The 12,921-nt window shown below is 68.2% G+C and carries 11 protein-coding genes and 5 pseudogenes; 9 read left to right on the forward strand and 7 right to left on the reverse strand.

Annotated features, from left to right (window positions below):
* Positions 1-170 precede the first annotated feature (170 nt).
* A complete protein-coding gene (locus OG883_RS39445; RefSeq protein ID WP_266551818.1) occupies positions 171-752 on the reverse strand; it encodes a hypothetical protein in 582 nt (193 codons plus the stop codon).
* A 27-nt stretch (positions 753-779) separates the two neighbouring features.
* On the opposite strand from OG883_RS39445, the gene OG883_RS39450 reads away from it, so the two are divergent.
* From OG883_RS39450 to OG883_RS39460, 3 genes and pseudogenes are all read left to right on the forward strand, one after another.
* Positions 780-1,109 carry an SCO0607 family lipoprotein gene (locus OG883_RS39450; RefSeq protein WP_266551820.1) on the forward strand — a complete coding sequence of 110 codons (330 nt, stop codon included), beginning with the start codon at positions 780-782 and terminating at the stop codon, positions 1,107-1,109.
* Between the two features lie 262 nt (positions 1,110-1,371).
* Positions 1,372-1,548: pseudogene (locus tag OG883_RS39455) on the forward strand (plasmid stabilization protein); the annotation flags it as partial.
* A gap of 6 nt (positions 1,549-1,554) precedes the next feature.
* Positions 1,555-1,884, forward strand: a pseudogene (locus OG883_RS39460) (ornithine decarboxylase); the annotation flags it as partial.
* Between the two features lie 282 nt (positions 1,885-2,166).
* Here the strand turns inward: OG883_RS39460 and OG883_RS39465 are convergent.
* Entirely contained in the window at positions 2,167-2,823 is a 657-nt protein-coding gene (locus tag OG883_RS39465) for a LysR substrate-binding domain-containing protein (protein WP_266553235.1), read from the reverse strand.
* Positions 2,824-2,891: 68 nt separating this feature from the next.
* Between OG883_RS39465 and OG883_RS39470 the strand changes: the two genes are divergently transcribed.
* The 4 genes from OG883_RS39470 to OG883_RS39485 all read left to right on the forward strand — a co-directional run bounded on the left by OG883_RS39470 (position 2,892) and on the right by OG883_RS39485 (position 6,557).
* Complete coding sequence (locus tag OG883_RS39470) at positions 2,892-4,004, forward strand: IS630 family transposase (RefSeq protein WP_266540984.1); 1,113 nt, start codon at positions 2,892-2,894, stop codon at positions 4,002-4,004.
* Between the two features lie 68 nt (positions 4,005-4,072).
* Positions 4,073-4,840: a transposase gene (locus tag OG883_RS39475; protein ID WP_266534967.1), complete on the forward strand. Its 768-nt coding sequence runs from the start codon at positions 4,073-4,075 to the stop codon at positions 4,838-4,840.
* A 292-nt stretch (positions 4,841-5,132) separates the two neighbouring features.
* Positions 5,133-5,519: a hypothetical protein gene (locus tag OG883_RS39480; RefSeq protein ID WP_266551822.1), complete on the forward strand. Its 387-nt coding sequence runs from the start codon at positions 5,133-5,135 to the stop codon at positions 5,517-5,519.
* 585 nt (positions 5,520-6,104) lie between these two features.
* The gene (locus tag OG883_RS39485; RefSeq protein WP_266551824.1) at positions 6,105-6,557 is read left to right on the forward strand and encodes an iron chaperone; all 453 of its coding nucleotides are present in this window, start codon (positions 6,105-6,107) and stop codon (positions 6,555-6,557) included.
* Positions 6,558-6,907: 350 nt separating this feature from the next.
* Here OG883_RS39485 and OG883_RS39490 read toward each other — a convergent pair whose 3' ends face one another.
* Positions 6,908-8,335 (reverse strand): glycosyltransferase family 39 protein, encoded by a 1,428-nt coding sequence (locus OG883_RS39490; RefSeq protein ID WP_266551826.1) that lies wholly within the window; start codon positions 8,333-8,335, stop codon positions 6,908-6,910.
* Positions 8,336-8,560: 225 nt separating this feature from the next.
* Here OG883_RS39490 and OG883_RS39495 point away from each other — a divergent pair.
* Positions 8,561-9,236: pseudogene (locus tag OG883_RS39495) on the forward strand (transposase family protein); the annotation flags it as partial.
* A 27-nt stretch (positions 9,237-9,263) separates the two neighbouring features.
* Here OG883_RS39495 and OG883_RS39500 read toward each other — a convergent pair.
* From OG883_RS39500 to OG883_RS39510, 3 genes and pseudogenes are all read right to left on the reverse strand, one after another.
* Entirely contained in the window at positions 9,264-10,187 is a 924-nt protein-coding gene (locus OG883_RS39500; RefSeq protein WP_266551828.1) for an RNA polymerase sigma-70 factor, read from the reverse strand.
* Positions 10,188-10,325: 138 nt separating this feature from the next.
* A complete protein-coding gene (locus OG883_RS39505; RefSeq protein ID WP_266551830.1) occupies positions 10,326-10,799 on the reverse strand; it encodes a carboxymuconolactone decarboxylase family protein in 474 nt (157 codons plus the stop codon).
* A 126-nt stretch (positions 10,800-10,925) separates the two neighbouring features.
* Positions 10,926-11,024: pseudogene (locus tag OG883_RS39510) on the reverse strand (IS5/IS1182 family transposase); the annotation flags it as partial.
* Between OG883_RS39510 and OG883_RS39515 the strand changes: the two are divergent.
* A pseudogene (locus OG883_RS39515) lies at positions 11,022-11,480 on the forward strand (cbb3-type cytochrome c oxidase subunit I); the annotation flags it as partial. The pseudogenes OG883_RS39510 and OG883_RS39515 overlap by 3 nt on opposite strands.
* Before the next feature lie 819 nt (positions 11,481-12,299).
* Here OG883_RS39515 and OG883_RS39520 read toward each other — a convergent pair.
* A complete protein-coding gene (locus OG883_RS39520; protein ID WP_266551832.1) occupies positions 12,300-12,728 on the reverse strand; it encodes a Fur family transcriptional regulator in 429 nt (142 codons plus the stop codon).
* Positions 12,729-12,921 lie beyond the last annotated feature (193 nt).

The following is a 12,921-nucleotide window of genomic DNA, read 5'->3' on the forward strand; positions in this document are numbered from 1 at the left end:
GGGACCGTTGCGGGTGCTCAGGCGGACTCGCATCGCGCGCTCGCAGCAGGTCCGGCAGATCGGACCGTCCGACCACTCGGCGGACTTTGAGGCCCGACGGCCGCAGCGGGCACAATTGCGGATCATCCACCGCCCGTACTCCTCCGACGTCACCGCTCACCCCTCGGGCGTCAGCCGGGACCCGCTTGGGACGGCGGGCAGTCACGGCGATCGGCGCTTCCTCTCCGGCAGCGCGGCGGGCCGGGAGGTTCTGGGCCGAGGTGGCGATCAGGTCGGCCTGGCTGCAGATGTTGGCCCCTTCGCATGTACAGGCCTTCCAGTAGCACGGTCAGATAGCGGCGGGCGGTCTCGATGCGGTCGGCGGGGATGCTGGGGATGTTCGCGGCGTAGGCGATTCCGCACATGAGCGGGACCAGGTCGCCGGAGGTCAGGTCGGGGCGCACAACCCCGGCGTTGCGGGCCCGCTCGGGCAGCTGTCCGCCGACCGACCGCAGGGTCTGCTTCAGTTCCATGGTGCGGGGCAGGGCGTCCGTGGGCGCGGCGGTGACCGTGGACAGGGAAGCGTCGATGACCTGCGCTTCGATGGTGCGGGTCGGGAAGCCGGCGAGGGCGCGCCCGGGGTTGTCATCGGCCAGCGCCTGATCGCCGCGGTCGGCGAGTGCCTCCAGACAAGGGGTGGCGACCGGCGCTTCTGAGTACGCGTACTCAGGGCTTTGCGGCTGTCGGCGGCGAGACTTGGGGGCAGACCGCATGACTGGAGACAGGAGACAACAGTGCCCATGTCCCGCAGGATGAGCCGACCCGCCGCCTTTCGGCCCGGCAGGTTCTGGACCGTCGCTCTCGCCGGCGCGGCCGCAGTTGTGGCACTCACCGGCTGTTCCTCCTTCGAGTACCAGGAGGACATCTGCAGCAGCGGTGAGTACCCCGTCCTGACAGTCGGCGGCACTGGTGGGGCCTGTGTCTCGGACGGTGAAAAGCCCCCGGCGGGATTCACGCGATACCCGGAGGGCAAGGTGCCACAGCAAGTCGACGACGAGTGGGACGTGTATTGGCGTACCCACACGCTCGACAAGGACGGCAACGTCATCGACGCGCCGGACGCGGGCTGACCGGACGGCCCGCGCTCTGGACGGGCGGAACCCCGAAGTAGGCACACCATCAGCGTGGGGCCGCCGTACAACGGCGGCTCACATCATGCCGACGGTCACCGCTCAAAGTTGAATGGCAATCGCTCAAGGTTCGATGTCACGGGACATCTGCGGACCACGGTCGCCGTGGCTCAGCAGGCCAGGATGTCGCGCAGCTCGTGATCGGCGACCTGGGTCTTCGAAACGAACGGTGTAACTCCTGATCACGGAAGATGCGCCGATGACCAGTAGCAAGACCTCCACCCCCGCCCCCAAGTCCGCCTCACAGTACGGCGGTCAGCGTTCTCACAGCGACTCGCAGGGACCCACTGAAGACCAGTTGCACGAAGATGCGAAGAAGAACATCGAAGGCCACTCGTCGATGAACGAGCAACTGCTGAGTAACGCCCTCGTCCGCTGAGGAGCAGACCTCGCCCGCCATGCCTCCGCGTTGCGACCGGCCGTGTCCGTGGCCGTGCCCGACCCGGGCGGTTTGCGTATGGAGCAGGTCTGCCTGCCCCGCGACGCCTTCTTCGCCCGCACCGAAGATGTCCCGCTCGACGCGGCTGCGGGGCGGGTGGCCGCGGAAATGCTCACGCCCTACCCGCCCGGGATTCCCGCCGCGCTGCCGGGGGAGCGACTCACCGGCCCAGTCCTGGAGTATCTGCGCAACCGGGGTCACGCCAGCATGAACATACCCGACGCCGCAGACCCCCAACTGCGCACTGTGCGCGTCGTATCCGACACCGATGTCTGACGCGCCGCACGCGATGCTGCCTGAGAAAGCCACTTGCGCCGCACGCGGAATTGGTCGAGTCGCAGCGACGTGCTGGTGAAAGCGGGCGCGGTGAGGGTGACCGGCAGCAACCCTGGTGAACGGATCCCGGCTTCGGCAGCGGCTGTCCGACGTCGACCTCGCCGGGCATGCTCTGTTCGCGGGCGCGCGACGATGCCGTGCATGCGATTCACACCGGGGGATGCGCCGCATCCACCACGCTGTGCCCTGAGAGTTCATGCGTCCCGGTCGGGGCCCGAGGTGTCACCGCTCCAAGGTCCGGGCCGCCGCCGTGCGCACGCGCTCCAAGATGGCGGTGAGCACGGGGTCGCCCTCTGCGCCCGCCCGGACTGCTGCGAAAACATGGCGGGTCGGCGGTTCCCCCTCCGGAGCGCGCAGTACCAGGCCGGGGCGGTGCAGCGGCTGCACCAGACGGGGCACGAGAGCCACGCCCGCTCCTGCCTCGACAAGAGCGGCGAGCGACTGCCAGTCGTTCACCGCATGGCGGATCTCCGGCGTGAAGCCGCCGGCTGCGCAGACGGATCGCGTCACCGCACCGCAGCAGCTGTGCGCGTCTCCGACGATCCAGGGATCAGCGGCCAGCTTCCGCAGCGGAACCCGGTCCAGACGGGCGAGACGGTGCGTGGCCGGCAACGCGACATCGAGGATGTCGGTCAAGAGGTCGGTCCGTGTGTAGCGGCGATCGGTGAAGGCAGGCGCTTCGGCGAAATCCACGGCGACCGCCACGTCGAGCTCCCCCGCGTCGAGCCGAGTGAACAGGTCCGGCGGCTGGGACTCCACCACGGCGACCTCGATGTCGGGACGTGTCTCGGCCAAGGCTGCCAGGGCGGCGGGCAGCAGGCCGGAAATCGCGCTGGAGAACGCGCCGATGGTCACCGCACCGCGATGTCCCTGATCCAGTTAATCTTTCTGGATGGAACAGACAAGCGCTAGTGTCTCGTGATTCCGTCAGCGTTACTTGATCTTGTATGGCAGGGTCTTCTGGTGTGGAGCTCTCCGTGGAACAGGCCGCCGAGTTGCGGGAGTTGGTGAACAGTCGGGATGTTCCTGCGGACATGGCAACGCGGGGCCGGATCGTGCTGTGGTCGAGTGAGGGGCGTCGGCGCAAGGACATTGCCGAGCTGCTCGGGGTGTCGCTGCCGACCGTGGACCGCTGGAAGATCCGCTATGCCGAGCAGGGCCTGGCCGGGCTGGAAGGTGAGCGTCCTGGTGGCGCGCGGGAGCAGGTGCCGGCGCGGGTGCGGGCCCGGGTGATTGCGCTGACGCGCATGACGCCGCCGGACCGTACGGGGCTTTCGCACTGGTCCACGCGGGAGTTGGCGAAGTATCTGGAGCGGGCCGAGAACATCACCGTGTCCTGGCACTACATTGCGCGCGTCTGGCGGGAGGAGAGCCTGAAGCCGCACCGGTTGGGTACCTTCAAGATTTCCAAAGACCCCGCGTTCGCGGAGAAAGTGGCCGATGTGATCGGCCTGTATCTGGCTCCGCCGGGTGGCGCGGTGGTCCTCTCGATCGACGAGAAGACGCAGATCCAGGCTCTGGACCGGACCCAGCCGGTGCTGCCGGTCGCCTTCGCGGCGAGCGAGCAGCGCACCGCCGACTACGTCCGGCACGGCACCACGAACCTGTTCGCCGCCCTGAACGTGACCACCGGTGAAGTGCTCGGCGAGTGCAGGCCGACCCGGAACGGCAAGGATTTCCTGGCCTTCTTGAAGAAGGCGGTGAAACCGTACGCCGGGAAGGACATCCATGTCGTCCTGGACAACCTCTCGACGCACACCACACCCGAGGTCAAGGAGTGGCTGGTCAAGAACCGGCAAGTCCACTTCCATTTCACTCCCGTCGGTTCTTCGTGGCTGAACCAGATCGAGATCTGGTTCGGAATCCTCACCCGGCAATCCATCCGCCGCGGCACGTTCTCCAGCGTCAACGTCCTGATCAAACAGATCCGCGACTACATCAACTCCTGGAACACGACAGCGAAACCGTTCACCTGGACCGCGACCTCCGGCGAGGTCCTCGCGAAGGTCCGACTCGTCGCGACCAACGTGAAGAAACTCGTCAATAACAACTCGAACTGACATGAACAGAATCACGAGACACTAAGACTTGTCCCGTAACTGCTGGTCACGGGTGAGATGATCTTCGGGTGTCTGGTGTGATCACGGCGTCGGAGCCGTCCTGGATAGCCCCGTTCACCGGGCTGAGCCCGCGTTCCTTCGGCAGGTTGGTGACCGCACTGCGCCGCGAAGGTGCAGATCCGGTCCGTAAGGGCCGCCCGTGGGGACTTCCGCTGGAGGACCGGGTTCTGCTCGTCGCGGCCTACTGGCGCACGAACCTGACAATGCGCCAACTCGCTCCGCTCTTCGGTGTATCGAAGTCCGCGGCGGACCGCATCATCGACCACCTCGGCCCGTCGCTGGCGCTCCAGCCCCGCAAACGGTTCCGCAAGGACACCGTGCTCATCGTGGACGGCACCCTGGTGCCCACCCGCGACCACAGCATCGCCGAGCAGTCCAAGAACTACCGGTACTCCACGAACCACCAGGTTGTCATCGACGCCGATACCCGCCTGGTCGTCGTGGTCGGCCGGCCCTTGCCCGGCAACCGCAACGACTGCAGGGCGTGGGAGGAGTCCGGCGCGAAGGCCGCCGTCGGCAAGGCCATGACGATCGCCGACGGCGGCTATCCGGGCACCGGACTCGTCATGCCACACCGTCGGCGCAAAGGTGAAGAACTGCCTGACTGGAAGCAGGCCCACAACAAGTCCCACAAACAGGTTCGCGCCCGCGTGGAGCACGTTTTTGCCCGCATGAAGACCTGGAAGATCCTCCGCGACTGCCGCCTCAAGGGCGATGGCGTCCACCACGCCATGCTCGGAATCGCCCGCCTCCACAACCTCAACCTCGCCGGATAGGCGGGCGGCCGGACCGGCCACCAGCCACGCCCGCACCCACCCAAGATCATTTACGGGACAAGCCTTAGCTGGTAGATGTGAACCGGCAGTCGGGACGGCCGGGCGGCGAACCCAACCAGGTTCCTCTCAGGGATTGTTGTCGGTCAGCGGGCCCCTGTCGGCCGAATGACGTCGGCGCCGAGGGTTCGTTTGGGGCGCGGTTCCACCGGTTCGTCACGTGCCTGGGTCCACAGCGAACGGACATGGCCCAGGTGGCGCGCCATGCCGGATTCTGCGGGAGCCCGGCCGACTGGTGGGTGCGCGCCGAGACGATGACCGACTACTTCGCTGGTCGAACAGCACCAATCCGCACCTGCTGATCAGCCGGAAAACCGCGACCACTGCGGCAGTGGGCACGTTCTGGATGGATAAGCTGGTCAAGCAACTACCAGTGGGCATCGACCGGCTACAGCAGGATCGATCCTCGAAGAAGCTCTCGCCAACGGCGCCGACCCCCCTTCATCTCTCACCCGTCTTCTCCATCGGCGCCAAGACCAGCCACCGATACACGTCCGCCGTCGCCACTTCGGCCGCCGAACAGGTCGCGCCCTCGGTGAGCAGATCGAGGCTGCCAAGGGGCGGGGGCTCAGATCTGACGGTCGTTCCGATGGCGGCCAAGGGCCCGACCGAAACGCTCTGAGATGCCCGACGTAAGGCCCTCGCCGTCAGCCGGCCGGCCCTGCCGCTGCCCCACTGCCGGTGGGCTCGCATGAAGTGGAGCACGTCACTGACTGTTCCCCGAGGGCAGGACACCTGGGCAGCGGAGGTGTTTGCGCTCGTTCTCAGCTGGTACTGCTCCGGCTCGCTGACGGGCCGGTCCTGGACGCCCGGCTACGAGTTGCGCCTCCGCCAGTGCGTAGAGCGTTGCTGCCTCGCCCCATGGGTTTCCGAACTCCCGGTAGGTCCACAGAGCATGGGCCAGTAATCGGCGTCCCTCTCTCTGAGCACCGTGGCGCACCAGGACGTCCCCGAGCCAGCAAGCGGCGTGTGTGGCGCTGAGCCGGTCGCCGAGGCCCTTGGGGATCGAGGACGAGACCGCTGAGGAGTGAGCCCCTGGCGCCAGGGCCGGCGGGCGCATGCTGGGGGTATGGCCAGACGAGCCGCCCGGAGCTGTGCTCTGGCGCCGTTGAGCTGTCGGGGGAATGGTGAGCCCGGCGTCAGCGAGCCGGGATATGGTCCCCTCTCAAGATCCCGCACATCAAGATCCTTGAGGGGGAAATCTGCCATGAGCAGCACCGAAAGCAGTGCGTACGAGGGATTCACGGCCGAGGAGCGGGCCGCGATGAAGGACCACGCCCAGGAGCGGAAGACGGCCGCGCGCCGCAGCTCGCGCGCGGACAAGGCGGTCGAGGCGGAGCGGGACGTGCTCGCGAAGATCGCCGAGATGCAGGACTCGGACCGGGTCCTGGCCGAGCGCGTCCATGCCGTCATCACAGCCAGCGCCCCGGTCCTCGCGCCGAAGCTCTGGTACGGGATGCCCGCCTACGCGCTGGACGGCAAGGTCGTCTGCTTCTTCCAGAGCGCGGAGAAGTTCAAGGCGCGCTACGCAACGCTCGGGTTCAGCGACCAGGCGAAGCTGGACGAGGGCACGATGTGGGCGGCTGGTTTCGCCCTGACCGAGGTGACGGCTGAGGTGGAGGCGCGGATCGGTGGGCTCGTGAAGCAAGCAGTGAGCTGAGGCGTGCGCCTGACGTCGACCCGTCAGGTCGTCACGGCGTACCACCGCCGGTAGGCGTCGGGCTGCCGTCCGGGTCCAGTCCAGGAGGCCACGCCGGCTGACCGCCGACGCTTCCTCGTCCTCGCCACCGGCGTTCTTGTCCAGGTCCGCTTCCCAGCCGTGGGATTCGTCGCGGGGCTCGGGAACGCGGGTGCGCGAGGTGCTGGGCTCGGTCAGCTTCTCGATGCGAGCATCGTGTGCTCGCAGCGCGGACAGCAGCATGGCCGGAGACGAGAAATTGTCACATTCTGTGGACGAGGCGGGGGTGGGCGTTGTGTCAGATGTTCCTGATGGTTCGCCTTCCGGGACGGTTACTCCTCATAGAGGGTGAGGTCCATGCCTCGGACAGTTCGCCGGTAGGAGGGGGAAAGCTGGCCTGTGAGGGTGAGTTGGCTCTCGTGTGCTGCTGCCGTCTGGGTGGCGGCGGGGCGGGTGCCGGTGGACAGGTGTCGGCAGGTGATGTGCCAGACGCGCGGTGTGTGGGAGAGCCGCTGGGCCAGGAGTGTGCGCGGGGCGGGCTGATTGGCGAGCGTGCCCATCTGTGCTGCTGTCTTGACGGTGGCCAGATCGTTGAGGGGGGCGAAGACCTGCGGGTAGGCGGCGGCGATGAGGGGGCACCCACCGCCGGTGAACAGCACGCCGTCGTATGCCCTGGCCTCGTGTTGCACGGCGTTGACGATGGCGGTGGTGTCCCAAGGGCGGCTGTCTTGCTGGCGGATGTTCAGGTGGACCGGGGTGAGCAGGGTCCCCAGGAGCAAGCCGAGGGCCAGTTGCTGGGTCACAGGCGCCCGGGCGCAGGCCGCTCCGAGCAGCAGTGCTGCGGCCGGCAGGCAGAAGAGCAGGTAGCGGTAGGCGAAGTGGGACTCGCTGAGCGAGGCGGCCAGGAGCGCTAGCGGTGGCAGGGTCAGCCAGGGCATGGTGAGGGGCACAAGCCGGCTGGGGATCTTGCGCAAATGGGCCAGCGTGACGGCCGCGGCCGTGATCGCGGTGGCGACGAAGACGAACTTGAGAGCGTGGGGGGCGAACTGCTGGCCGGGGACCAGGAGCCATCCGAAGAAGGCGGGTAGGGTCCTGACGCCGACCGGTGCTGCCTGGTCCACGGCCGACCGCTGGGCGTAGCCGAGAGCGAGCAGCGGGATCACAGCGATGACGCCTGCGGTCTGGGCCACCAGCAGGCGCGTCACCGTGCGTCGGCCCGGGCGTTGCCACACCACGGCCGCCATGTGGGCGGCCACCAGCAGCAGCCCCATCACGTTCAGCAAGCCGAGCAGGCTCACGAGTGCCGCGTAGGTGACGTGCCAGCGGCTGCTGCCTTCGAGGACCTTGAGCAAGGCGCAGGTGGCCAGGACCGCGAGCGCCATGACCAGCGCATAGGAACGGGCCTCTTGCCCATAGCGTGACGTGGTGGGCAGGACAGCCAAGAGCAGCCCGGCGTACCAGCCGGCCCGGGCGCCGGCCAGCCGTCGCCCCAGCCATCCGACCCCGCCCGCTGCGAGAGACACCGCGATGGCGGAGGGCAGCCGCATCGTCCACGTGCTGACGCCGATGACCTGCCCCAGGGCGTGCACCAGCCCGTAGTACAGGCCATGGACCGCATCCACGTGACCGAGCAGCTGGACCAGCTGCGGCCCGGACCGGCGCGCCACCTCCATCGTCACTACCTCATCCGTCCATGGTGAGGGCTTGGCGAGGGACCAGAGCGCGAAGCAGAGCGCGGCCGCCGCCGGTGCGTACACCACGACCCGGTCCCGAGTGTTCCGCGCCGGACGGGGAGATGCAGGTGCGAACTTGGTGGCCGAAGGACGGCTTTGAAGCAGCAGCATCGAGCGAACGTAAACGCCCGAAACGCTCCGTGAGGGCACAACACCCGGCTAATCGGAGTATGTGTACCCATAGGTGGCGCAACTCTGTGCTGTTTGCTGATCGTCAAGAAGCATTGTGAAGCGGTCGTGCCTCGGCCGGTGAGGCCCTGGAGGCTGTCGCTGGGGGATCGGGTGCTGCTGGTGGCCGCGTACTGGCGCACTAACCTGACGCTGCGGCAACTGGCTCCGTTGTTCGGGGTGTCGAAGTCGGCGGCCGAGTCATTGACCACCTCGGACCGAAGCTCGCGCTCCCGCCACGGCGCCGCTGCCGCAAGGACGCCGTTCTGATCGTGGTCGGCACCCTGGTGCCGACCACGATCACACCGTGGCCGAGCAGTCGAAGAACTATCGGTACTCGACGACCATCAGGTGGTCGTCGACGCCGACACCCGGCTGGTGGTCGTGGTCGGCCGGCCGCTGCCCGGCAACCGCAACGACTGCCGGGCCTGGGCCGAGTCCGGCGCGAAGGACGCCGTCGGGAAGACCGTAACGATCGACGACGGCGGCTACCGCGGAACGGGGCTGGTCATCCCTCACGGCCGCCGCAGCGCGGACGAAGAACTCGCCGACTGGACGCAGGCGCACAACAAGAGTCACAAGCAGGTCCGGGCCCGCGTCGACCACGTCTTCGCCCGTATGAAGACCTGGACGATCTTGCGCGACTGCCGCCTCCGCGGTGCGGCGTGCACCACGCGATGCGCGGCGTCGCGTGGTGCACAACCTCAACCTCGCCGGGAAGGTGATAGCCACCTTGGCCACTGACGTGAGCTGGTGGTGAACGAGCCGGCCCAGGCCGGTTCCGAGGTCACTTCATCTCCCGGCGGGCCTGCTTCACCTCGCGGTCGACGGCCCAGGCATCGGCGACCGGCCCGAGGTGGCCGAGCTTGTCGGGGTTGATCACCGAGCGGATGGTCTGGATCTGCCCGTCGAGCACCTCGAGGGCCAGAATGTGGAGCACCTTGCTGTCCCGGTCGCGGAAGACCGCGCCGGGCCGGCCGTTGACCTCGTGCGGCTCGAACGTGACGTCGATCCGGGCCAGCAAGGGGAATACGGAGGCGAGCAGCCGGGCCACGTTCTCGGCGCCGACGACGGCCCTGGCCAGCTGCGGGGCCTTGCCGCCGCCGTCCCCGACCATCGACACGTCGGCGGCGAGCAGATCCCGCAGGCCGACGACATCGCCTTCGCGGAGGGCGTCGAAGAACCGCGCCGCCAGTTCCTGCCGCTCCTGACGGTCCGCTTCGAACCGTGGCCGCCCGGCGTGCATGTGCCGTCGCGCCCGTACCAGCAGTTGCCGGCACGCCGCCTCCGACCGCCCCACCGCCTCGGCGATTTCGTCGAAGCCGAAGGCGAACACCTCCCGCAGTACGAACACCGACCGCTCCAGCGGGCTGAGCCGTTCCAGGAGCAGCAGCGCCGCCATCGACACCGAGTCGGCGAGCTCCGCCGAGCGTGCCGGATCCTGGTACGGATCGCTGAGCAGCGGCTCGGGGAACCACGGTCCGACGTACGCCTCCCGCCTCACCCGGGCGGAGCGCAGCACGTCGATCGAGATACGGGTCACCGTGGCGGACAGAAACGCCTTGGTCGACGCGGGCCGGGTCGCCGAGGCGTCGAAGCGGAGCCATGTCTCCTGCACTGCGTCCTCCGCCTCACCCACGCTGCCCAGAATCCGGTACGCGATCGAGAACAGCAGCGGCCGCAGCTCCTCGAACTCCTCGACCTTGCTCATGCAGACTCCCCGTTGCAGTGCTCCCGCCCGGCCGGGCTCGAGCCGGCGAGGCATCTTCTGAAGATCATCTGGTTCGCCGGCGGGACAGCACAACGCCCCCGGCCCCGCCCCTGGCCTGGGCCAGGGGCGGAGGGCTGTTCAGTGGAACTGCCCGACCTCGTAGTCGCCGGCCGGCTGCTGAGCGATGATGTTCAGCCGGTTCGCCGTGTTCATGAAGGAGGCCAGGACCGCCAGGGCGGTGAGCTGCTCCTCGTCGTAGTGCTCGGCCGCACGCGCCCAGACCTCGTCGCTGACCCCGCCGGCCGCGTCGGAGATCCGGGTCGCCTGCTCCGCCAGCTCCAGGGCGGCGCGCTCGGCCTCGGTGAAGACCGTGGCCTCCCGCCACGCCGCCACCAGGTGCAGCCGCACCGAGGTCTCGCCGGCTGCGGTGGCCTCCTTGGTGTGCATGTCGATGCAGACGGCGCAGCCATTGATCTGGCTCACGCGCAGCGCCACCAGCTCCTGCGTCGCGGTCGGCAGGGACGATTCCTTGAGCGCCTTGCCCGCCGCCATGAAGTGCTTGAAGGCCTTGCCGGCGGTCGGGCTGGCGAAGTAGTTCAGTCGCGCGTCCATCGTGTGCTCCTCCGTGGTCGTCAGTGGCTACACCCCTGAGACGAGGTAGCCCGGCGCCCTGTGACACGGCGGGGCGTGTGACCCACGTCTCCTCGCCGCCGGCGCACGTCAGCCGACGAAGTACTTGCCGTCCACGACCAGCACGGCGTCCTTGCGGAAGCGGCGCCGCGGCTGGAGCGCGAGTTTCGGTCCGAGGTGCTCGATGCCCCGGTCCGCCGCCGACCGTTCTTCTCGTTCATGACCTTCCTCATCGCCGTGCCGACCGTCGTGAAGTTCTTCAACTGGATCGGCACCATGTCGAAGGGCTCCCTATCCTTCGAGACACCGATGCTGTGGACCATCGGTTTCCTCGTGACCTTCCTCATCCAGCACTGGCTCGGTGCCGAAGGCATGCCCCGCCGCTACGCCGACTACCTCGCTGTCGACGGCTTCACAGCCTTCAACACCATCTCCACCATCGGCGCGTTCCTCCTGGGCGCCTCCACGCTGCCGTTCTTCTACAACGTGTGGAAGACCGCCAAGGACGGAAAGAGGATCGAGGTCGACGACCCACGGGGCTACGGCCGTTCGCTCGAACGGGCGACGTCCTGCCCGCCACCGCGGCACAAGTTCCTCACGCTGCCCAAGATCCGCTCCGAGGCCGTCATGGCCCGCCTGCGCGCCCGCATCGCCGACCATTAACCGGCGCCGCCGGCCACCCGCATGGAACTGCGGCAGACCGCCCGCGCCAAGAACCCGGGAAGAGCGGCATGAGCCCGGGACCGACAGCCCGCCAGACGCGGATCATGAGGGCGCTTCGCGGCTGGATCGCGGAGCACGGGCGGGGCCGTCGGTGCGCGAGTTCGGCCGCATGGTCGGCCTGTCCAGTACGGGATCGGTCGCCTACCGGCTCGGCTGCCGGGAAGAGCAAGGACTGATCACCCGGACCAGCCGAGGCTGGCGCTCGTCCGGCTGGGCAGCTGACCGCCGCGGTGACCGAACCAGTCGGCCAAGGGGTTGCACGGCCGGTCACCGCGCTGACCGGCCGCGGTGGCGGGCCCAGTGCACGAGGCGTCCGGTCAGCGCTCGATGACGGGGAGGCCGATGCAGAGCACGCTCAGATTCCGGTGCTGTTGTGTGAACCCACAACCGATGCTGATGCACGCCGGCGGCGCCAGGCCGGCAAGCGCACGTGGCACCAAGGGCCGCTACGTGGAATCCTCCGCATCCCCTGGTTCCCTGGCTCACGCCCCTGCCCGACTCGTACTGCCGCTTGACTCATGCCCATGGCAGACGCAGCGGCGCCGCCCACAGTTCCTCGCCACCCGGTCCGGCGGGCCGCCTGCGAAGGTGTACGGGATGGCAGGTCGCCCACGGCCACCGGCAACGTCATCGGCTCACCGCACGGGCGGCACTTCTCGGGCACCACATGCGACGAGACGGTCAATGGTCGCGCTCCACCTCGCACGCGCCATCCGGGGCGAAGGGTGATTGCGCGAATCCGTGATCCACCGACCAGGATCACACTGACGACGGACCGGGGGCGCAGGACGGGCACAGCCCACGGTAGGTGACCTTGACCTCGGACACCGTGAAGCCGAACCTTTCCTCCGCCGGGAGGTCGTCCAGCGGACTGCCGGTCGGGTAGACATCGCGGATGGTGCCGCAGCCGGCACACACCAGGTGCTGGTGCGGGCGGTGCACGTTGGGGTCGTACCGCTTGGCGCGGCCGTTGGCGGCGACCTCTGTGACCTCACCGAGGGAGACCAGCTCGCCCAGGGCGTTGTAGACCGTCTGCCGGGAGATCTCGGGCAGCCGCTGCGCCGCGCGCGCGTGCACCTCGTCGGCCGTGAGATGCACGTGGTCGCCGTCGAGGACCTCCGCAACGACACGCCGCTGAGAGGTCACCCGCCAGCCACGCCCTCGCAGTCGCTCCAGCAGGTCACTCACATCGGTTCACCTGTTCAGGCTCGGTGGAATGGCCGGAGCTTACCGGTAGCGCCCGGGTTCTGAATGGAAGCGGATCAGGCGAGCTTCCAGGCCCGGACTCTGTCCATTGCGGCGAAGGCGACGGGGCCCCCTGCAGAAACCATAGGCGCCGATGGCCTCGAGAATGCCCCACACCCGGTCACTTCGGTCGTGT

Origin of the sequence: Streptomyces sp. NBC_01142 (genome assembly GCF_026341125.1) — a bacterium.
Classification (GTDB): Bacteria; Actinomycetota; Actinomycetes; order Streptomycetales; family Streptomycetaceae; genus Streptomyces.